This window comes from Pseudomonas sp. NPDC089569, assembly GCF_050280625.1.
GTDB lineage: Bacteria > Pseudomonadota > Gammaproteobacteria > Pseudomonadales > Pseudomonadaceae > Aquipseudomonas.
This window is the reverse complement of sequence record NZ_JBNNVQ010000038.1, coordinates 19,255-39,167: the sequence shown is the minus strand read 5'-3', so window position 1 is coordinate 39,167 and position 19,913 is coordinate 19,255. Positions and strand designations below refer to the sequence as shown.

18 protein-coding genes are annotated in these 19,913 nt (G+C 55.9%); 15 read left to right on the top strand and 3 right to left on the bottom strand.

Annotated elements, in window-relative coordinates; translation table 11 throughout:
- Positions 1-51 precede the first annotated feature (51 nt).
- The 10 genes from ACQKP2_RS16705 to fabF all read left to right on the top strand — a co-directional run bounded on the left by ACQKP2_RS16705 (position 52) and on the right by fabF (position 12,589).
- Positions 52-855: a glycosyltransferase family 2 protein gene (locus tag ACQKP2_RS16705; protein WP_427577953.1), complete on the top strand. Its 804-nt coding sequence runs from the start codon at positions 52-54 to the stop codon at positions 853-855.
- Between the two features lie 28 nt (positions 856-883).
- The gene (locus ACQKP2_RS16700; RefSeq protein WP_427577952.1) at positions 884-3,313 is read left to right on the top strand and encodes a hypothetical protein; all 2,430 of its coding nucleotides are present in this window, start codon (positions 884-886) and stop codon (positions 3,311-3,313) included.
- Positions 3,314-3,381: 68 nt separating this feature from the next.
- Positions 3,382-4,380: a lysylphosphatidylglycerol synthase transmembrane domain-containing protein gene (locus ACQKP2_RS16695; RefSeq protein ID WP_427577951.1), complete on the top strand. Its 999-nt coding sequence runs from the start codon at positions 3,382-3,384 to the stop codon at positions 4,378-4,380.
- 49 nt (positions 4,381-4,429) lie between these two features.
- Positions 4,430-5,452: a glycosyltransferase family 2 protein gene (locus ACQKP2_RS16690; protein WP_427577949.1), complete on the top strand. Its 1,023-nt coding sequence runs from the start codon at positions 4,430-4,432 to the stop codon at positions 5,450-5,452.
- A 5-nt stretch (positions 5,453-5,457) separates the two neighbouring features.
- Positions 5,458-6,477 carry a glycosyltransferase gene (locus ACQKP2_RS16685; RefSeq protein WP_427577947.1) on the top strand — a complete coding sequence of 340 codons (1,020 nt, stop codon included), beginning with the start codon at positions 5,458-5,460 and terminating at the stop codon, positions 6,475-6,477.
- On the top strand, positions 6,474-7,700 hold the full coding sequence (locus tag ACQKP2_RS16680; protein WP_427577946.1) for a glycosyltransferase family 4 protein: 1,227 nt from the start codon (positions 6,474-6,476) through the stop codon (positions 7,698-7,700). The genes ACQKP2_RS16685 and ACQKP2_RS16680 overlap by 4 nt, the downstream gene beginning before the upstream one ends.
- A gap of 148 nt (positions 7,701-7,848) precedes the next feature.
- On the top strand, positions 7,849-9,843 hold the full coding sequence (locus tag ACQKP2_RS16675) for a polysaccharide biosynthesis protein (protein ID WP_427577945.1): 1,995 nt from the start codon (positions 7,849-7,851) through the stop codon (positions 9,841-9,843).
- Between the two features lie 112 nt (positions 9,844-9,955).
- Positions 9,956-10,291 (top strand): ComEA family DNA-binding protein, encoded by a 336-nt coding sequence (locus ACQKP2_RS16670; RefSeq protein ID WP_427577943.1) that lies wholly within the window; start codon positions 9,956-9,958, stop codon positions 10,289-10,291.
- 207 nt (positions 10,292-10,498) lie between these two features.
- Positions 10,499-11,293 (top strand): SDR family NAD(P)-dependent oxidoreductase, encoded by a 795-nt coding sequence (locus ACQKP2_RS16665; RefSeq protein ID WP_427577942.1) that lies wholly within the window; start codon positions 10,499-10,501, stop codon positions 11,291-11,293.
- A gap of 21 nt (positions 11,294-11,314) precedes the next feature.
- Positions 11,315-12,589 (top strand): beta-ketoacyl-ACP synthase II, encoded by a 1,275-nt coding sequence (gene fabF / locus ACQKP2_RS16660; RefSeq protein ID WP_427577941.1) that lies wholly within the window; start codon positions 11,315-11,317, stop codon positions 12,587-12,589.
- On the opposite strand, the gene ACQKP2_RS16655 is transcribed toward fabF, so the two are convergent.
- Entirely contained in the window at positions 12,586-13,143 is a 558-nt protein-coding gene (locus ACQKP2_RS16655) for a TetR/AcrR family transcriptional regulator (RefSeq protein ID WP_427577940.1), read from the bottom strand. The two genes, fabF and ACQKP2_RS16655, sit on opposite strands and share 4 nt — an antisense overlap.
- 175 nt (positions 13,144-13,318) lie before the next feature.
- Between ACQKP2_RS16655 and ACQKP2_RS16650 the strand changes: the two genes are divergently transcribed.
- Together ACQKP2_RS16650 and ACQKP2_RS16645 are read left to right on the top strand one after the other, a co-directional pair.
- Positions 13,319-13,972 (top strand): GntR family transcriptional regulator, encoded by a 654-nt coding sequence (locus ACQKP2_RS16650; protein WP_427577939.1) that lies wholly within the window; start codon positions 13,319-13,321, stop codon positions 13,970-13,972.
- A gap of 15 nt (positions 13,973-13,987) precedes the next feature.
- On the top strand, positions 13,988-14,839 hold the full coding sequence (locus tag ACQKP2_RS16645) for an urea carboxylase-associated family protein (protein ID WP_427577938.1): 852 nt from the start codon (positions 13,988-13,990) through the stop codon (positions 14,837-14,839).
- Between the two features lie 45 nt (positions 14,840-14,884).
- On the opposite strand, the gene ACQKP2_RS16640 is transcribed toward ACQKP2_RS16645, so the two are convergent.
- A complete protein-coding gene (locus tag ACQKP2_RS16640; protein WP_427577937.1) occupies positions 14,885-15,052 on the bottom strand; it encodes a DUF2897 family protein in 168 nt (55 codons plus the stop codon).
- A gap of 164 nt (positions 15,053-15,216) precedes the next feature.
- On the bottom strand, positions 15,217-15,762 hold the full coding sequence (gene rfbC / locus ACQKP2_RS16635) for a dTDP-4-dehydrorhamnose 3,5-epimerase (RefSeq protein ID WP_427577935.1): 546 nt from the start codon (positions 15,760-15,762) through the stop codon (positions 15,217-15,219).
- Between the two features lie 274 nt (positions 15,763-16,036).
- Here rfbC and kdpF point away from each other — a divergent pair, with 274 nt between their 5' ends.
- From kdpF to kdpB, 3 genes are read left to right on the top strand one after another with little or no spacing between them, the layout of a single operon-like run.
- Positions 16,037-16,126, top strand: a complete 90-nt coding sequence (kdpF, locus tag ACQKP2_RS16630; protein ID WP_007899818.1) for a K(+)-transporting ATPase subunit F — start codon at positions 16,037-16,039, stop codon at positions 16,124-16,126.
- An 8-nt stretch (positions 16,127-16,134) separates the two neighbouring features.
- Positions 16,135-17,829, top strand: coding sequence for a potassium-transporting ATPase subunit KdpA (kdpA, locus tag ACQKP2_RS16625; RefSeq protein WP_427577933.1), 1,695 nt, complete (start codon positions 16,135-16,137; stop codon positions 17,827-17,829).
- A 10-nt stretch (positions 17,830-17,839) separates the two neighbouring features.
- The gene (gene kdpB / locus ACQKP2_RS16620) at positions 17,840-19,897 is read left to right on the top strand and encodes a potassium-transporting ATPase subunit KdpB (protein ID WP_427577931.1); all 2,058 of its coding nucleotides are present in this window, start codon (positions 17,840-17,842) and stop codon (positions 19,895-19,897) included.
- Positions 19,898-19,913: the final 16 nt, after the last annotated feature.

Sequence of the window (19,913 nt, the reverse complement as noted above, 5' to 3'; positions counted from 1 at the left end):
ATTAAATTCTGATAAAAGCCGCGTTTAGACGGCTTTGTTTGAGAGAGCAAAATGACCGTAAACGAAACTATCCCTTCATCGCTCGAAAACGTCCAATCAGCGAATGCTTCAGTAGAAGACCCGATTGACCTCACGATCGTAATTCCGTGCCTGAACGAGGCGGAAAACATCGTGGGCATCCTCGATAGCGTGAAGGCCGCGGTCGCCAATCAGGCGTTCACTTCCGAAGTCATCGTTGTTGACGATAAAAGTGATGACGAGACTTACAGCCTGGCCATCGCCTGGGGCAATGCAAACAGAGACGAATTGCCGGTTCGAGTGATCAGCCGTTCTCTGCATCGCCGCGGTTATGGCGCAGTCGTCCGTTTCGGTGCAGCGCACGGCATCGGTCGCTACTGCATCTTTGTCTCGGCGGATGCCGTTGACCCAATCCATCTGATCCCGGCGCTTTACAACGAGATGGAGAAAGGGGCAATTCTTGCCCAATGTTCCCGTTATATTCAGGCGGGCGATGACGGAACCATTCCGTTCAAATACAAATTCTTCCAGTTTTTCTTCCGTATTGGTGTGCGTATTGCTCTCGGCCAGTACATTCCCGATTCGACTTACGCATTCAAGATGTTCCGTCGCCGGGAGACACTGGGTGTAGGCCTGAGCCAGAACCGGTTCAGCATCAGCCCTGAAATTACTTTCAAGTCCATCTTGATGGGCGGAGAAGTCAAATACATCGCTGGTGCTCAAGGCGTGCGCGAGCGCGGTGTATCGAAGTTTATCTTCCGCAAGGAGGGTCTTGGTTTCGGGTATTGCTTGATTCGGGCGTTTTTGCATAAAACAAAATTGGTTTACTGGTTCTGATACCTATAAATAAGAAAATGGAAGTCCCGTGTATAATTTTTTTGCTGCTGTAAAAGATCGAGTCAAGATTAGTCGTAAAACTGCTGAAGCTTATCTGGTTGCCTTGCTGCTCTTGGTTGCAGCATTTCCAGACGTGATATTCAAAGATGCCAGTTTGCGATTGACCGATCAAATTACGGGAGCGTACACGGCAGTTCCTCTCAAACCCTTCTACACCATCCCCAATACAACGGGATGGTGGGCTGGGTACAACGATAATGGCGGTGCCACCTATCAGTCTGAACCCATGATGCAATTCATGGTTAACAGTATCCGCGATGGTCAAAGCCCTTATTGGAACCCGTATTCAGCAGCCGGGGCTCTGGGACCTGAGGCGCTTGTAGATCAGAAATTTTCTGCAATGACCCTGGTTAACGCCCTGCTGGGTGGTGGGTCAGGTACTTATAATATTGTTATCTTGCTGGCACTGTATTTCGGTGTGTTTTTCATTTACCGAACGGTCAGGGAGTTATTAGGTCTTTCCGCTGTTGCGGCGCTTGCCGCGAGCGTCTTTTACCTGTTGAACGGGTACATAACTGCAAACCTCGGTTCGAACGTAACGCAAAGCTATCTGTATGTACCGATTTGCCTGTATACCGCGATGGCTTTCGTTTCGCGACTCTCGATATTGCGCTGGTGCATGACGGTTCTTGGGTTCTCGCTGTTTTTCTCCTGCACGTTCATGCCGACCACCATTACGTCTCTGATTGCAATGGGCTGCATCATCCTCGGCTTCCTGGTCAATTGTGTGCAAAGTGGGAAGTACTCTGCGAAGACCGCTGTAGCCGCTTCGTTTTTCCTGGGCATGAGCCTGCTGGGGGCATTTCTGCTACTGGCGCCACTCTATTTTCCGTTCCTGGAAAATTTGAAAAGCCTCGGCACTCTTGAAGACTATTCGAAGCGTTACTTCTGGACATTGCGTTTCCCCAACGCAATCATGTCGTTCTTCTCGTCATCGCATCTGTTCGAATCGTATAACGCAGCTGAACCGCTAGCCGCTTCCTTCAATGGACGCGGTTCGTTCATCGGTAATACGGTTTTCCACAGTGGTGTTGTTGCAATCGGACTTGCAGGGTGTGCAGTTGCCAAGCGCATGCCGCAATTCAAATGGCTGGTCGCAATCTGTATTGCGGTGGCGGGGTTCGTAATCGTACGGCTTTTTGATCCGGTATGGATTCAGGTACTGTTTGCTCAATTACCCATCATCGGGCATATCGGCAATCAATACTGGTGGCCGGTCATCATGTTTCCTCTGATCATTCTTGTCGCATTCGGGGTGCATAACCTGCAGGCGAAGAATGTTCGTATTCTGCCTTGTCTGGCACTGGTTGCGTTTGGTATCTGGGCGTTTATCAAAATTTACGGTGCTTTCGGCCTTCAAGAGCCGCGTCTGGAATACAAGACTCAATCATTGGAGTTATTGGCAGTAGCCGCCACGTTCATTGTCGTTGTAGCATTGTTCGCCAGATTCATATCGAACCCCACGATTCTGCGCGCAGTGCTGGGTAGTGTAGTTGTCGTCATGTTCGTTGAACTCATGCTCATGGGTAAGATGGTGCGTTTCGAAAGAAATGATCTCTTTTCCAACATGCCGCCCGCTCTGCAGTTTGTAAAAGATAACATCGGTAATTACCGGACGATGAACTTCGGCCAGGGCGGCCTCTATCCCGAGTTGGGCTCGGCGTTCAATATCCAGGAAGTCAGCACGCTCAATCAGGGCGGTTTGCCGGAATTTCGAGATTTCTTCTACGCGTCGATCAACCTTGAGAACTCGCAACGACTGGGTTATCACGAAACTACCCCATTGGGCTCATTTCCATCCCTGATCCTGATTCAGGACAAGCCGCAAACCAATACGATCAATTGGGAAGCGATGAATTTCCTCGGTGTCAAATATGTGCTACTGCCTTTGACTTACACGGCCTACGAAGCGGATCTGAAAGCACGTGGTTTCGAGGAGGCTTATCACAGCCTGGCTACCCGAGTGATGGAGAACAAGCATGTATTACCCCGTGCATTCGCCATCAGCACCAACGGTATGGCGGGGAACGACAGTGTCGATCTGCCTCGCGACTTTGCACAGCATCTTGCGCCGGTTTCCATAGACTCTTATCGAAATGGCGAGGTCATTCTTTCCGGAGAGGCCGATCACGAGTCGCTGGTGGTGCTTTCGGATACATGGCACTCCAACTGGACGGCGGTTCTGAACGGAAAGAAAGTACCTATTCTGAAGGTGGACAAAGCATTTCGCGGTGTAGTCGTGCCCGCCGGCAGCTTCTCTATTCGAATGGAATATCAACCCAAGTCACTGCCTTGGGCGATTGGCTCTTCGTTTATGATGATCGCGCTACTGTTGTTCCTGGCGGTACGCCGTAAGCACTTCAATGCGAAAATCAACGCGCTGCTTAAAACTGTCTGATTCTGGATTTATCTCATCTCGTGTCGGCAAGAACGCCGTAAGCGGGAAGGACAACAAGGTTAAGAATGATGTTTCGTTCGCTGTTCAAAAAGAGTCATGTTTTGCTCCTGATCAAACTATCGCTTGCGGTGGTTCTGGTCTGGATTTTGCTCAACAGCGGGCAACTCGACTTTCGTTCGATCCTGGTGGTTTTTGATAACCTGGATTTGTTCATTCCAGCGTTGGTCTGTCTCTTTTTGGGCATCGTCATCAGTGGCTTTCGCTGGTGGTTGCTGCTGCGCGCCACGGGCAACAATGTTCCTCTCGGCACGGTTCTGAACCTTCAACTGATCGGTAGCTTTTTCTCTACCTGGCTACCCGGTGCGGCGGGTGGAGATGCTGTCAGGGGAGTGCAGGTTTTCCGCTTGTTGAAGAATGGTAGGTCCACCGCATTGCTGTCGATTGTCGCTGATCGTGTTTTTGCAATGATCGGATTGATTTCCATCGCCGTGCTGGTTTCGTTTCTTCTGCCGAAGGCTATCTCGCCAGACGCCGACATTTTTCAGTATGCGGGGCTGATCCAGACGCTGGCCTACGTGTTGATTGGCGGGATAATTTTCGGGTTGCTGGGGATCTATCTGGCACTTCGTTATTCCGTCATTGATTATCTGCCCATCAAGATTCGTCATTACCTGCATCCGTTCGGAGTGACGATTCTGATGTATCTTCGTGCTTGGCCGACCTTGCTTCTATGCCTGGCGGTTTCTGTGCTGGCAACGGGGATTGTCATTATTGGGATGATCACCATTGCGTCGATATTTCCCTATGCGGCGAATCCCCAGATCACCGCCATTGCCGGGGTGTTTGGCAATCTGTTTTCCGTGATTCCGATTACGCCTGGCGGTGTTGGTGTGGGTGAGTCGGTTTTTTCCAGAGTCTGCGTAGAGCTCGCCGCTCGGGCCGCGCCATTCGCTACTATTTACTTCAGCTTTCGAGTCGGCATGTTGATTGTCAATATTCCAGGCATGATCGTGTCGTTGTTCTACAGCACCGCAAGGCACCGTGAGAAAGCGTACACACCGAGTTGATTGTTGGGTACGCTGAGTTCGAAGTGCGGGAAAAAATACGGGTGCCGTGATGAGTTTATCCAATAACGATAATTTGATAACTGAAGAGTTCAAACCTCGGGTGTCGATCGTTATACCTGTGTACAACGGTGCGGACTTTTTGGCCGAGTCAATCCAGAGTGCCCTTAATCAAACGTATGCTGATGTTGAAGTGATCGTTGTCAATGATGGTAGCAACGATGGCGGTGCGACCGAGCGCATTGCCCGATCTTTTGGTAGTGCGATACGTTATCTGGAAAAAAACAATGGTGGCGTAGCGTCTGCGCTGAACTTGGCAATTCAGCATATGACGGGCGAGTATTTTTCCTGGCTCAGTCATGATGATTTATATGCTGAGGATAAAATCGCCAGGCAGATTGCTTTTCTGTCCGGGCGTGAGCCTGCGCGCACCATCGTCTATTCTGATTATTTTATATTTACGGGTATTGAAAAGGACAAGGCATCCCGGATCTACATGCCAAATGTGCAGCCCGATTTTTTTCGGTACTGGATCACTGCGCAAAGTGCATTACATGGTTGCAGCCTGCTGATTCCACGTACCGCATTTGATGTGTCGGGCTCATTTCACGAGGGGTTACGGACCACTCAAGATTACGAGTTGTGGTTCCGGATGGCGGGCAGGTATCGCTTTCTTCATCTACCCGAAGCGTTGATTAGCGCCCGCAGCCATGTGAATCAGGATACCAACAGAATCGCCGACGTCGCATTCCGGGAGGCGGGGGATCTTTACCTTGGATTTGTGAAGGCGTTGAGTGCTTCGGAGATTCCAGGACAGTCACCTTCAGAGATTGGAGCCAGTTATCTGCGTCTGGCGTCGGGTCTATGGCAGCGTGGTTTTAATGATGCGGCCGCTTACAGCGTCAAAATGGCGCGTCAGAACGGCGTTTCTTTCGCCCAGGTACTTGGCTCACAGTTAATCGCAGTTTTCGCCAGGAGCATGCGGCGGTACGCCCGGGCCATGTTCACACCTCAGAGCCGGCAGGTCATTCGCAGGGCTGTCTCGTGTTTAATGCCCTCACATAGAGGCCGTTAGTTCTCTTGAAAACTCCCAGAAAACTGTTTTTTCATGCGCCGAATGTTCATGTCGGCGGGGGCCTGAATTTATTGCAGGCGTTCTATGACGCGGCGCAATCGAGTATCGATTTCGAGCAGCTGGATGTTCGAGCAAAAGCCTGTCTGAAACCGGGGCGTGCTGAGCGGCATTGGGTGCGTCCGACGTTGTTTTCCCGTTTGGCTGCTGAGTGGCGTCTGCGTCACAAAGTGAAACCGGGCGATATAGTCCTGTGCTTTCATGGGCTCGTCCCTTTGTTTCCATTGAAGGGGCAAGTGACGGTCTTCCTGCAAAACAGGATCCTGCTCTCATCAGACAGCCTCCAATCCTACCCATTGAAAACCCGAGTCCGCCTCTGGGGTGAACGCCTGATGTTGAGATCGTTCGCCAGGCGCGTTGAGAAGTTTGTAGTGCAGACGCCCTCTATGGCGGAGCAGGTTCGCGGGTTTCTGGGAGATAAAACCCCTGTGGTCGTCTGCCCGTTTGTGCTTGCCGATGTTGATCAGGCTGAAACGCCTGTTGAAAAAATCTACGATTTTGTCTACGTGGCCAGTGCGGAACCCCATAAAAATCATCAGAAACTGATTGCCGCATGGTGCCTGCTGGCAGAACAGGGTCTGCGTCCGAGCCTGGCGTTGACCGTTCCGTTCGATACGGCGTTGTCGTTTCAGATCGAGGAGTTGAAGCGGACGTGGAAATTGAATCTTTTCAATCTCGGGCAACTGAGTCCTGACGGAGTCTGCGCGTTGTACGATCAATCAAGCGCACTGATTTATCCCTCAACCACCGAGTCCCTGGGATTACCGCTGATCGAAGCCAATTCACGGCAATTGCCAATCATCGCCGCCGAGCTGGATTACGTACGGGATATCGTCGAGCCAGTACATACTTTCGATCCCACCTCTCGCACGTCGATTGCCCGCGCGGTCAGGCGTCATCTGGGATCCAGCGAGCCTACACAGGCTATACACGGGCCCGACGTGTTTCTCAGAGAAATAATGCAATGAAGGTTCTGGTATGGACGCAGTATTTCTGGCCAGAAAACTTCCATATAAATGAAGTGGTATCGGAGTTGGTCAGTCAAGGCGCTGATGTCACTGTGCTTACTGGCAAGCCCAACTATCCCGAAGGCAAGATTTTCGCCGGATATCGTTCGATGGGTTGTCAGACCGAGGACTACAAGGGGGTGAAGATCATACGTTTGCCTCTGTATCCACGCGGGAAAAACTCGGCCAAGGGACTGATACTGAATTACCTGTCCTTTATTTTCTCCGGTTACTTGCTGGGCCCTTGGGTATTGCGCGGATTGAAGTTCGACGTTGTCTTTGTTTATGCGCCGTCTCCTTTGTTGCAGGCGTTGCCGGCCATCTATGTGTCATGGCTCAAACGGGCTCGCCTGGCCTTGTGGGTACAGGACATCTGGCCCGAATCCTTGAAGGCGACCGGATTCATTACCAGTCGCAAGGTCCTCAAGTGTATCGAATACGTTGTACGTTACATTTATCGATACTCCGATTCGATCCTCATTCAGTCAGAAGGCTTTCGTGATTCTGTTCAACGCCTCTGCCGTGATTGGTCGAAGATCAGGTTCTTCCCCAACTCCGCGCTGGAACCGGTCACCACAAAGATGCCGGATAATTTCGATATCAGTCGTCTCTCAGGTCATTTTTCTGTGGTCTTTGCGGGCAATATTGGTGTGGCACAGTCTTGTCAGACGATTGTCGAGGCGGCGAAGATTTTGCGGGAATACTCCAATATCCGCTTCTTTCTGGTCGGAAGCGGCAGTATGGAAACGACGATTGCCGAGATGATCGAACAGGAACGGCTGGATAACGTCGAGATGACGGGGCGCGTTTCTTCTGAAGAAGTCACCAGCATTTATGCTGCGTCTTCTATTCTGCTGCTGACGCTGCGAGACGATCCGATTTTCGCCCAGACGATCCCTAGCAAGTTCCAAAGCTATCTGGCTGCCGGCAAACCCATCATTGCCAGTTGCAATGGACAGACCGCATTGATGTTGGCCGAGGCGGACGCCGGATTGAGTTGTCCCGCACAGGATTCGCAAGCGCTGGCTGATGCAGTTCTGGCGCTGTATGGCACCGATCAGCATCGTCTTGCCGAGATGGGGCAGCGTGGGCGTGAGTTTTTCTTCAACCACTTTTACCTCCCCGGGCGGGTCTCCCAACTGATCAAGCACTTCAATGACCTTTCGCCGCACAAGTCCCGCTGAGCGTCGAGGGCATGCCTTGCTTATTCGAGCTAAGGAAAATCGGCGGCTTCGACCTCTTGTCATAATAGATCTGTGACGCCGATCCTTAGCTACGTACAATGCGTTGACCGACTGATGCAAGGAGTAGGGCCGATTGGAACAGAGGTTTATGGATAGACTGCGCATGTTTTTGCTGGAGTTACCGCGACGACAGAAGCGGTTGATCCAGGTGCTGACGGACGTCGTTCTCGTCTGGGTGGCGCTGTGGATGGCATTTATCGTGCGTTTGGGCATTGATGAAATGATCAATCCCTTCAAGGTCCATCTCTGGCTGTTTATCTGCGCACCGATCGTCGCGATCCCCCTGTTTATCCGCTTCGGCATGTACCGCGCGGTGATGCGGTACTTCGGTAATGATGCACTGGTGGCCATTATCAAGGCGGTCAGTCTGTCATCACTGATTCTTGCGCTGGTGGTGTATTGGTACAGCAACCACGAAGCCGTGGTTCCGCGCTCGATCATTTTCAATTACTGGTGGCTTAGCCTGGTCATTATCGGCGGCTTGCGCCTGTGCATGCGACAGTACTTCATGGGGGACTGGTTCACGGCGGCCCAGCATGTGCCTTTCGGCAGTCGCGATGACGGGCTGACCAAAGTGGCGGTCTACGGTGCGGGCGTGGCTGGCAACCAGTTGGTGGCGGCACTGCGTATGGGGCGTGTGATGCGTCCTGTTGCCTTTATCGACGATGACTCGAGCATTGCCGATCGCTCCATTTCCGGATTGCAGGTCTACAAACCCAAACATATCCAGCAGATGATCGACGTGACCGGTGCGCAGGAAATTCTCCTCGCATTGCCATCTTCCACCCGCGCGCGGCGTAGGGAAATTCTCAATCTGCTGGAAGGCTTTCCGCTTCACGTGCGTAGCGTGCCCAACTTCACCGATTTGGCCAGTGGTCGAGTCAAGGTGGAAGATATCCAGGAGGTCGATATTGCCGACTTGCTCGGTCGCGATGCAGTGCCCGCGCAACATGAACTGCTGGAACACTGCATCAAAGGCAAGATCGTCATGGTGACAGGGGCGGGCGGCTCGATTGGTTCGGAACTTTGCCGACAGATATTTTCACTGAACCCGACTACGTTGATTTTGTTCGAGCACAGCGAATTCAACCTTTACAGCATTTTGTCGGAGTTGGAGCAGCGTGGTTGCAGAGAGTCGGTCTCTGTTCGACTGCTCCCAATCCTTGGTTCGATCCGGCATCAGCATAAACTTCTCGATGTTATGAAGTCCTGGAGAGTGGATACGGTCTATCACGCTGCGGCTTATAAGCACGTACCTATGGTGGAGCACAACATTGCAGAAGGCGTGTTGAACAATGTGATCGGCACGCTCAATACGGCTCAAGCCGCATTGCAGGCAGGGGTCGCCAATTTCGTATTGATCTCTACTGACAAAGCCGTCCGCCCCACAAATATCATGGGTAGTACCAAGCGGCTTGCGGAAATGACGCTTCAGGCCTTGAGTCGCGAGATTGCCCCCGTTCTATACGGTGACAAGGGGAATGTGTCTCGAGTCAACAAAACTCGTTTCACGATGGTGCGTTTTGGCAACGTACTTGGGTCTTCCGGATCAGTGATCCCACTCTTTCACAAACAAATAAAATCCGGAGGTCCTTTAACCGTTACCCACCCGAAAATCACCCGGTACTTCATGACCATACCCGAAGCTGCGCAGTTGGTCATTCAGGCAGGCTCAATGGGGCAGGGTGGCGATGTGTTTGTCCTCGATATGGGGGAGCCGGTGAAGATCGTCGAATTGGCCGAGAAAATGATTCATCTTTCCGGTTTGAGTATTCGATCTGAAAAAAATCTTCAGGGTGATATTTCGATAGAGTTCACGGGGTTGCGCCCTGGCGAGAAGTTGTACGAGGAACTGTTGATTGGAGATAACGTGGCGGCTACCGATCACCCCATGATCATGAGCGCTAATGAAGACCACCTGTCGTGGGACGTGTTGAAAAGCAGGTTGGCTGAGCTGCTTGCCGCTGTCGAAAAAGACGACTACTCCCGCGTCCGCCAACTCCTGCGCGAAACCGTCAGCGGCTACACCCCCGATGGCGAGATCGTCGACTGGATCTATCAGCAACGCCGCCTCGAACCCTGATTGTTTCACATTCCGTAACGCACGCATTTTTGACAGGCTTCATACATCGCCTAAGTTTGGGAGGCAGCTTCGGAAAAGCTGCTTCCTCAATCGATGTCATGGAGTGTCATTTATGCGTACAGGCCTTTTCTCCTCTCTGATTTTTGCCCTGCTCACCAGTGCCTCTATTGCCGCCCATGCGGCGCCTGCCGCCAAGACCGAGACTGATCTTGCGCCGCAGGTGCAAACGGTTTCCTCGAAGGTTCAGAGCGGCAAGATCGATCTCAATTCGGCTGATGCGCCGACCTTGCAGCGTGAGCTTGCCGGTATTGGCGAGGCGAAGGCCGAAGCGATTGTTGCGTATCGTGATACTAATGGTCCCTTCTCATCGGTGGATGAGTTGCTGGAAGTGAAGGGAATCGGCAAGGCGATTCTGGATCGTAATCGCGAGAAGCTGGAAGTGAACTAAGCTGATTGTTCAACATCAAGAGGCCGGTCATTGACCGGCCTTTTTGCATTCCTGCGCCCGCCTGGCCATACAGCCTTCTGTCGGTGACGTCAGAATTATGGCTATCATATTTTAAATGGATTATGCCTATAATAAATACGTTTACGGCGAAGCGATCTGAAACCCAGGCGCTTGGCTTTCTCTCAAGCTTGTCTCAGGAGCACAGCCATGAATTCTGTCCAGTCTCAAGGTACGGCCCTCGTCACCGGTGCGTCGTCCGGCATAGGCGCGGTTTACGCTCAGCGTCTGGCGGCGCGTGGTTTCGATCTGTTGCTGGTCGCTCGCGATCAGCAGCGGCTCGACGAAGCCGCGAGCAAGTTGCGCGCCGATCATGGTGTCCAGGTGGAAGTGCTCAAGGCAGATCTGACGCAAAAGGATGACGTGCTCAAACTTGAGCAACGGTTGCGCAGCGATTCGAGTATCAGTCTGCTGCTCAACAACGCCGGTGTGGCAGCGGATGGGTTGCTGGCCAATGCCGATACCGATCAGTTGGAGCGCATGATTCAGTTGAACGTCACTGCGGTCACTCGTTTGGCATCGGCTGCGGCGGCCGGTTTTGCCAAGGCCGGCCGGGGCACGATCATCAACATCGCGTCGGTGGTGGCGTTGTTCCCCGAACGCTTCAATGCCACCTACAGCGCCAGCAAGGCCTATGTACTGAGCCTGACCCAATCGCTGAACGCCGAGCTCGATGGCACCGGGGTCAAGACTCAGGCTGTGTTGCCAGGGGTAACACGCACTGAAATCTGGGAACGTTCCGGCATCGATGCTTCTCAGATTCCGGCGGAAATGGTCATGGAGGCCGGAGAGATGGTCGACGCGGCACTGTCGGGTCTGGATCAGGGGGAATTGGTGACCATTCCTTCATTGCCGGATGCCGCCGACTGGAATGCCTTCGTTGCGGCACGTCACGTGATGGCGCCAAACCTTTCAAAAAGCAAAGCGGCCGCGCGCTACAAATGAATCGGTCGGAGGTGTTGGGGTATGAGTGATCGTCGAGTGGTTGTAACGGGCATGGGCCTGGTATCTCCGCTGGGTAGTGGAGTCGAAGCAGTCTGGCAGCGTTTGCTGGCCGGGCGCTCCGGGTTGCGCAATTTACCGGATGAAGTGATTGCCGATTTGCCCGCCAGGGTTGGAGGCTCGGTGCCCACGCTGGCGGAGGATGCCGAGGCCGGCTTCGATCCGGATCTGGCAACGCCACCCAAAGAGCAAAAGAAGATGGATCGCTTCATCCTGTTCGCCATGGAAGCGGCGCGCCAGGCGTTGGAGCAGGCCGGTTGGCAAGCACAGGCCATCGAGGCCCAGGAGCGCACGGCCACTATCATCGGTTCCGGTGTCGGTGGTTTCGGTGCAATCGCCGACGCTGTGCGGACCACGGACAGTCGTGGCCCGAGGCGTTTGTCGCCGTTCACGATCCCGTCCTTCCTGGTCAATCTGGCGGCCGGACACGTGTCGATCCAGCATGGTTTCAAGGGCCCGCTGGGGGCGCCGGTGACGGCGTGCGCAGCCGGGGTTCAGGCGATTGGCGATGCGGCGCGGCTGATCCGTTGCGGTGAGGCGGATATTGCCGTGTGTGGTGGTGCGGAGGCGTCGATCGATCGGGTCAGCCTTGCCGGGTTCGCTGCGGCCCGCGCTTTGTCCAGTGCTTATAACGACACTCCGCAGCGCGCTTCACGTCCCTTCGACAGTGGTCGCGATGGCTTTGTCATGGGCGAGGGGGCGGGTTTGCTGGTGATCGAGTCCCTGGAGCATGCCCTGGCCCGCGGGGCGCAGCCATTGGCAGAGCTGGTCGGCTATGGCACAAGCGCCGATGCGTATCACCTGACCGCAGGTCCCGAGGATGGCAGTGGCGCTCGTCGCGCCATGTCACTGGCGTTGGCTCAGGCCGGTGTTTCGCCGGCACAGGTTCAGCATTTGAATGCCCATGCGACGTCGACACCGGTGGGCGATCTTGGAGAGTTGGCGGCGATCAAGGCGCTCTTCGGGTCGCATAACGGTATCGCGGTGACATCGACCAAATCGGCGACCGGGCATCTGCTCGGTGCGGCAGGCGGGCTCGAAGCGATTTTCACGCTGTTGGCGATTCGTGATCAGGTCGTGCCGGCAACCCTCAACTTCGATAATCCGGATCCTGCCACCGAAGGTGTGGACATCGTTCACGGGAAGGCGAGGCCATTAGCCATTGAATACGCACTGTCCAATGGCTTCGGTTTCGGCGGGGTCAATGCCAGCGTGTTGTTCAAGCGCTGGGACGGTTAGGGCTGGAACTGGTTAAGGTAGGTACGGGTAACGTCGAGAATCTGCCGCGCCAACTCGGGATTCTCGACGCTGCGCGAAAGCAGCAATGCACCGACAAGCGTCGACATGATAACGATGCTGAGGTCCACGGTGTTTTCACCTTCAAGAGCATCCTGTATTTGCTCAAGGCGTGCATTGAGCACTACATCGGAGGTCGGGCTCGGCTGGCCACGTACCCCGAGTTCCGATGACATGGTCAGCAGCGGGCAGCCTTCGTGAGGCGATGTCTGGTGCCATTCCGATAAGTAGGCATTGATGAACGCCTCCAGCGGACGCTCCTCGGCGAACAGCTCGGCGCAAATGCCTGCGACCTGATCACCTGCGGCTTGCAAGGCCTTTTCTACCAACTCGTCCTTGGATTTGAAGTGCGAGTAAAAGCCACCGTGAGTCAAGCCCAGTGCTTTCATCAGAGGTTGCAGCCCCGTCGCGCCGATACCGTCACGGCGAAAACGTTCTGAAGCTTCCTTGATGATGCGTTGGTGGGTCTGGGCTTTATGGTCCTGCGAGTAACGCATCTGATATCTCCGCATCAATGCGCCATATTAACCAATGAAAATTGAATGGTGACTGTACTTCTACTTCTAAAGAACGTGCAGATGTGCCGAACGTGTCTGAAACGTGTGCAAGTATTGGCACGAATACTGATTACTCAATAGCTGACGATTGTTGAACAATCCCGAGGCGAAGAGTATGAACAACGGACTTTCTCTGGCCGACCACATCACACTGGAGTTGCGCGCCGACATTATTGGCGGCCGTTTGCTTCCCGGCATGGCGCTGGTCGAAGGCGATCTGGTAGCAGCCTACAACGCTTCGCGCAATACCATTCGTGAAGCCTTGCACCGTCTGGGGCAGGAAGGCCTGACACGTTATGTGCGCAACAAAGGCGTGATGGTGCGGCGTCTGGGGTACGAGGATGTGCGGGATCTGTTCAAGGTTCGACGCACACTCGAATTACAAGCCATCAACACCAGTCGCCCGCTGCGCGACTATCAATCCGACCTCATGCTGCAGGCCCTGGAGGCCACCGAGCTGGCCCGCGAGCGCGAGGACTGGCGCGCAGTCGGCACCCATAGCCTGGCCTTTCATCAACATATCGTCGGGTTGCTGCACAGCCCGTTGTTCGATGAGTTCTTCACCAATGTCGTCGCGCAATTGCGCCTGGTGTTCTGCACAGCGCCCGACGAGTCGCGCTTTCAGGCGCCATGGCTGGTCCGTGACCGGCAGATCCATGAGTTGCTGGTCGAAGGTGACAAGCGCGCGGCTGAAGACGCGATGAGCCTGTATCTCGACGACTCGGAACACCTGCTGTTGCAAATGCTCACCCCTTCTTCCCGTCACTGATCGAGGATTCGTGCCATGTACAAAGACTATCCGGCCGCTTATCAAGTCAGCAAAGGCTCGGCCTTGCAGGTGGACAAGGCCTTCTACGAGCGGGTGCGCGACGCGAAGGACCGTCGCACGCTCATTGAGTCCTTCGAGGTGCCGATTCGCACGGGCCGTGCCTGGCATGTCCCGGCCGGTCACGTGTTCAGGGTTACGACACCTGTTGGCCCGCAAGTGGGGGATTTCAACGTCTGGAACGCCAACGATCCGCGTGAACGCCTGTGGGCCTCGCGCACTCGCCAGTTACAGGGCGCGCACGTCAGCACCCACGACCGGCTCTGGTCGAACCTGCCTTTTCTTCGACCGCTGGTGACCATCACCGATGACAGCCTGGCCGGTTACGGTATCGATGAACATGGCGGTCGCTTGCATGATTTGCTCGGCACGCGTTGTGATCCCTATGTGAACAAAATGCTCACTGGCGAAGACTTTCATCATCACTGCCACTCCAACTTGACCCGGGCGGTGATGCCTCATGGCCTGACCGAGTTCGACGTGCATGATGTCCTGAATATTTTCCAGTGCACGGGCCTGAACCACGACGACATGTATTTCATGAAGGCCTGTCCGGCGCAGAAGGGGGACTACCTGGAGTTCTTTGCCGAAATCGACCTGCTGTGCGCGCTGTCCACTTGCCCGGGGGGCGACCTTTCACTGGCCATGTGGGGACCGGATGCGCAAGACCCCTTGAGCGTTTGCCGCCCGTTGGGTGTTGAGGTCTATCGCCTGGAGGCTTCTTTACTGGAGGGATGGAGCTCGCCTGCGCGTGCGGCCTACAAGGGCTTGCATGGCTTGCACATCGCCAGGGCCGATTGGGAGAAATAGAAACGTGAAACCCTGTCATTCGATTCGAATGACAGGGTTTTTCTGTCAGCGGTCCTGCGCTTCCTTGGCGTCCATTTCCGCATTGCGTTCGGCCACGCGTTTGCGTTGTTCATCGGTCAGCTCAACCTTGTTGGCAGTGTCGCGCAGCAACATCAAACCGCCAACGATAGAGCCAATGGCTATCACCAGAATCAACCAGGCATACCAGGGCATAGGACTCTCCTTGAAGGCAGGCCGCTGACGAAGGTTTCGCCACGCGGCATGCATACCATTTTGAGCGACGGGTATTGAGAGTGGTTCCATCGCGATGTATCCATTCTATGCCTGTCTGGCAGGGTTCACCCGCGCTCGAAGTCATGACGTCTTTGTGAGCAGGGTCAGGAAAAAACGTCAGCATCCTTGAAAAACATTGCAGCCTGATCCTTTGCCGACAACTGCGGTGCTTCTTCCAACTGCCAATCGATGGCCAGGTCCGGGTCGTCCCAGCGAATGCTGCGTTCGGCGGACGGCGTGTAGTAGTCGGTGGTTTTGTAGAGGAATTCGGCGAAATCACTCAAGACCACGAAACCATGGGCGAAACCTTCCGGAACCCAGAGCTGGCGGTGATTCTCGGCAGACAGGCGTACGGCGACCCACTTGCCGAAATGCGGCGAGCTGCGGCGAATGTCCACGGCAACGTCGAGCACTTCGCCCGCTGTCACGCGAACCAATTTACCCTGGGTGTTTTCCCGCTGGTAATGGAGCCCACGCAATACACCCTTTTGCGAGCGCGAGTGATTGTCCTGCACGAATTGCGTGTCCAGGCCGGTCGCATCCTTGAAAGCCTTGGCATTGAAGCTCTCGTAAAAGAAGCCTCGCTCATCACCAAATACTTTCGGCTCAATGATCAGTACACCGGGAAGTTCAGTGGTGATGACATTCATGTTGTTGCTCCTGCCATGGAAGTGATGGTCAGCATTCTTGTTCAAATCCCGCCTGGAAGCGAGGGGAGGAGGGCATTGCCGCGTGATGATCCGAGCAAGCAAACCAGGCTCGGGAGCACAGGCTATTGCCACGGGATACCGCTGTATCGCCCGACCTGACGCTCTCTTTACGTTTTCTTTATGCCTGGCGCACACCCTCGGTCTCGTTCCTTTACAGCCTCCTTTCCGACAATGACTCCACACGCGGCAATACGCCGTAATACGGAGAACTTCCATGAGCGTTCTGGACGGAGTGTCACTGCTGTTGGCAGTGGGGCTGTTCATTTATCTGTTGGTTGCGCTGTTACGCGCGGACCGGAACTAGGAGCGGCTATGCACAGTTATGACTATTGGCTGATCCTCGCATTCTTTGCGGTGGTATTGGTCCCGGCGCCGTTTCTGGGGCGCTTCTACTACAAGGTGATGGAAGGTCAGCGTACCTGGCTGACACCGATTCTGGGTCCCGTGGAGCGTGCTTGCTATCGCCTGTCCGGGGTTGACCCGCATGCGGAGCAGAGCTGGCAGAAATACACGTTGGCCTTGCTGGCCTTCAACCTCGCGGGTTTTCTGCTGCTGTTCGCAATCCTGCTGTTTCAGGATCGCTTGCCGCTCAACCCGCAAAACCTGCCCGGTCAGGAGTGGACGCTGGCGTTCAATACCGCCATCAGTTTCATGACCAACACCAACTGGCAGGCCTACAGCGGTGAAGCGTCCCTGAGCTATCTGAGCCAGATGGTCGGCCTCACCGTGCAGAACTTCGTCAGCGCCGCCACCGGCCTGGCCGTGCTGGTTGCTCTGTGCCGCGGTATCGGGCGCAAATCCACCCAGTCGCTTGGCAATTTCTGGGTCGACATGACCCGCGCCACCCTCTATGGCCTGCTGCCGCTGTGCCTGTTGCTGGCGCTGTATCTGGTGTGGCAGGGCGTGCCGCAAACCTTCGCGCAGTACGTCAATGCCGTGACGATGCAAGGCGTCGATCAGGTGATCCCTTTGGGCCCGGCCGCCAGCCAGATTGCGATCAAGCAACTGGGCACCAACGGTGGTGGCTTCTTCGGCGTCAACTCGGCGCACCCGTTCGAGAACCCGACCGCGTGGTCCAACCTGTTCGAACTCGCTTCGATCATTCTGATCCCCGTGGCACTGGTGTTCACTTTCGGTCATTACGTGAAGGACCAGCGCCAGAGCCGGGCGATCGTGGCCTGCATGTTCGCGCTGTTCCTGATCGGTGGCGCCACGTCTTTGTGGGCCGAATATCAACCGAACCCGGCGCTGAACAACGTCGCCGTCGAACAGACCGCGCCGCTGGAAGGCAAGGAAGCGCGGTTCGGTACCACGGCCACGGTGCTTTGGTCCGTGACCACCACGGCGGCGTCGAACGGCTCGGTCAACGCCATGCACGACAGCCTCAACCCGCTTACCGGCATGGTGGCGCTGGTGAACATGATGGTGGGCGAGGTGATCTTCGGCGGTGTCGGTGCCGGTCTCTACGGCATGTTGCTCAACGTGTTGATTGCCGTGTTCCTGGCCGGACTGATGATCGGCCGCACGCCGGAATACCTCGGCAAGAAGTTGCAAGCCAGGGAAGTTCAATTGCTGGTGGTGACCCTGATGGTCATGCCGATTGGCGTGCTGGTGCTGGGCGCGATCGCTGCCAGTCTGCCTGGCCCGGTGGCCGCGGTGAGCAACCCCGGTGCTCACGGGTTCAGCCAATTGCTCTATGCCTACACCTCCGCCAGTGCCAACAACGGTTCAGCGTTCGGTGGCTTCAGCGCCAACACGCCTTTCCACAACCTGATGCTGGGGCTGGGCATGTTGATCGGGCGTTTCGGCTACATCCTTCCGGTTCTGGCACTGGCCGGCAGCCTGGCGATGAAGAAAACCGCGCCGATTGGCCAGAACAGCTTCCCGACCCACGGCCCGCTGTTCGTGACTTTGCTGACCGTAACCATCTTGCTGGTGGGCGGCCTGACCTTTCTGCCGACCCTGGCATTGGGCCCAATTGCAGAACACTTGAGCATGGGCTTCTGAGGAGTCAATGATGAATATGCCCGCAATCAAACCCGCTGCTGCCAAGGCACCGGAGCAACAGAAAACATCGATCTCGGCCCTCTGGCGCCCGGCGCTGCTGCAAGCCTTCGTCAAACTCGACCCACGGCAGTTGCAGCGTGCCCCGGTGATGCTGGTGGTCGAGTTGACCGCGATCCTTACCACCGTGCTGTGCTTCGTACCGGACACGGCGGTGCCGACCTATGTCGCGGCACAGATTGCCGTGTGGCTGTGGTTCACCGTGCTGTTCGCCAACTTCGCCGAGGCCCTGGCCGAAGGTCGCGGCAAGGCCCGCGCCGACAGCCTCAAGGCCGGCAGCGAAGGCTTGAGCGCACGCCGTAAAACCGCCAGCGGCGCCTTTGAAGTGGTACCGGCCAGCACGCTGCGCAAGGGCGATGTGGTGCGCGTTGCGGCAGGGGAAATGATCCCCGGTGACGGCGAGGTGATCGAAGGCATCGCCGCCGTCAACGAAGCGGCAATCACCGGCGAATCCGCGCCGGTGATCCGCGAGTCCGGCGGTGACCGTTCAGCGGTGACCGGCAACACCCGACTGGTGTCCGACTGGCTGTTGGTGAAAATCACCGCCAACCCCGGTGAATCGACCCTGGACCGTATGATCGCCCTGGTCGAAGGCGCCAAGCGCCAGAAAACCCCGAACGAAGTGGCGCTCGATATCCTGTTGATCGGCCTGACCCTGATCTTCCTGCTGGTGGTGGTGACCTTGCAGCCATTCGCCCACTTCGCCAACGGCAACCTGCCGCTGGTGTTCCTGGTGGCGCTGTTGGTCACACTGATTCCCACCACCATTGGCGGTCTGTTGTCCGCCATCGGTATCGCCGGCATGGATCGTCTGGTACGCCTGAACGTGATCGCCAAATCCGGCCGCGCCGTGGAGGCGGCAGGGGACGTGCACGTGCTGATGCTGGACAAGACCGGCACCATCACGTTCGGTAACCGCCGTTGCACCGCCGTTGTGGCAGCGCCGGGCGTCACCGCCAGAGAACTGGCCGAAGGTGCGTTGTTCGCCTCGCTGGCCGATGACACGGCAGAAGGCAAATCCATCGTCGAGTACCTGCGTAATACACAGCCGCAGCCTGAACCTGCCGCCGAGTTGTTGACGGCGGTGCCGTTCAGCGCTGAAACCCGTCTTTCCGGTGTCGACTATCAGGGCCGTGTCTACCGCAAAGGTGCAGTGGATTCGGTGCTGGCGTTCGTCGGTCAAAAGCGCTCCGACCTGGCTGCTGCGCTGTCCCGGGAAATCGACAGGATTGCCCAGAGTGGCGGCACGCCGTTGCTGGTATGCACCGATGGCAAGTTGCTGGGGGCGATTCACCTCAAGGACGTGGTCAAGCCCGGCATCCGCGAGCGTTTTGCCGAACTGCGCAAGCTGGGGATCCGCACTGTCATGGTGACCGGCGACAACCCGCTGACTGCGGCGGCGATCGCGGCCGAGGCGGGTGTGGACGATGTGCTGGCCGAAGCCACCCCGGAGAAGAAACTCTCACGCATCCGTCACGAGCAGAACGACGGTCGCCTGGTCGCCATGTGCGGCGACGGTGCCAACGACGCCCCGGCCCTGGCCCAGGCGGACGTCGGCATGGCCATGAACGACGGCACCCAGGCCGCGCGCGAAGCGGCCAACATGGTCGACCTCGACAGCGACCCGACCAAGCTGCTGGACGTGGTGCAGATCGGCAAGGAACTGCTGGTGACTCGTGGCGCGCTGACCACGTTTTCCATCGCCAACGACGTGGCCAAGTACTTCGCCATCCTGCCGGCGCTGTTCGCCGCGATCTACCCGCAACTCGGGGTGCTGAACATCATGCATTTGAGCAGCCCGCAGAGCGCGATACTTTCGGCCATCGTGTTCAACGCCTTGATCATCGTCGTCCTGATTCCCCTGGCGCTGCGCGGTGTGCGGGTGCAGGCGGCGAGTGCGGCGGCGTTGCTGCGACGCAATCTGCTGATCTATGGGCTGGGCGGGATTGTGGTGCCGTTCGTGGGGATCAAGGCCATCGACATGCTGTTGACGGCGCTGCACCTGGTTTAACGACAACCCCTGTAGG

Coding starts and splice junctions, on each gene's coding strand:
- ACQKP2_RS16640 (WP_427577937.1), bottom strand. CDS start 15,052: ATGCCCTGGTATGCCTGGTTGATTCTGGTGATAGCCATTGGCTCTATC.
- ACQKP2_RS16690 (WP_427577949.1), top strand. CDS start 4,430: ATGAGTTTATCCAATAACGATAATTTGATAACTGAAGAGTTCAAACCT.
- kdpA (WP_427577933.1), top strand. CDS start 16,135: ATGCACAGTTATGACTATTGGCTGATCCTCGCATTCTTTGCGGTGGTA.
- ACQKP2_RS16675 (WP_427577945.1), top strand. CDS start 7,849: ATGGATAGACTGCGCATGTTTTTGCTGGAGTTACCGCGACGACAGAAG.
- ACQKP2_RS16695 (WP_427577951.1), top strand. CDS start 3,382: ATGTTTCGTTCGCTGTTCAAAAAGAGTCATGTTTTGCTCCTGATCAAA.
- rfbC (WP_427577935.1), bottom strand. CDS start 15,762: ATGAATGTCATCACCACTGAACTTCCCGGTGTACTGATCATTGAGCCG.
- ACQKP2_RS16680 (WP_427577946.1), top strand. CDS start 6,474: ATGAAGGTTCTGGTATGGACGCAGTATTTCTGGCCAGAAAACTTCCAT.
- ACQKP2_RS16705 (WP_427577953.1), top strand. CDS start 52: ATGACCGTAAACGAAACTATCCCTTCATCGCTCGAAAACGTCCAATCA.
- ACQKP2_RS16645 (WP_427577938.1), top strand. CDS start 13,988: ATGTACAAAGACTATCCGGCCGCTTATCAAGTCAGCAAAGGCTCGGCC.
- ACQKP2_RS16655 (WP_427577940.1), bottom strand. CDS start 13,143: ATGCGTTACTCGCAGGACCATAAAGCCCAGACCCACCAACGCATCATC.
- kdpB (WP_427577931.1), top strand. CDS start 17,840: ATGAATATGCCCGCAATCAAACCCGCTGCTGCCAAGGCACCGGAGCAA.
- fabF (WP_427577941.1), top strand. CDS start 11,315: ATGAGTGATCGTCGAGTGGTTGTAACGGGCATGGGCCTGGTATCTCCG.
- kdpF (WP_007899818.1), top strand. CDS start 16,037: ATGAGCGTTCTGGACGGAGTGTCACTGCTGTTGGCAGTGGGGCTGTTC.
- ACQKP2_RS16670 (WP_427577943.1), top strand. CDS start 9,956: ATGCGTACAGGCCTTTTCTCCTCTCTGATTTTTGCCCTGCTCACCAGT.
- ACQKP2_RS16650 (WP_427577939.1), top strand. CDS start 13,319: ATGAACAACGGACTTTCTCTGGCCGACCACATCACACTGGAGTTGCGC.
- ACQKP2_RS16665 (WP_427577942.1), top strand. CDS start 10,499: ATGAATTCTGTCCAGTCTCAAGGTACGGCCCTCGTCACCGGTGCGTCG.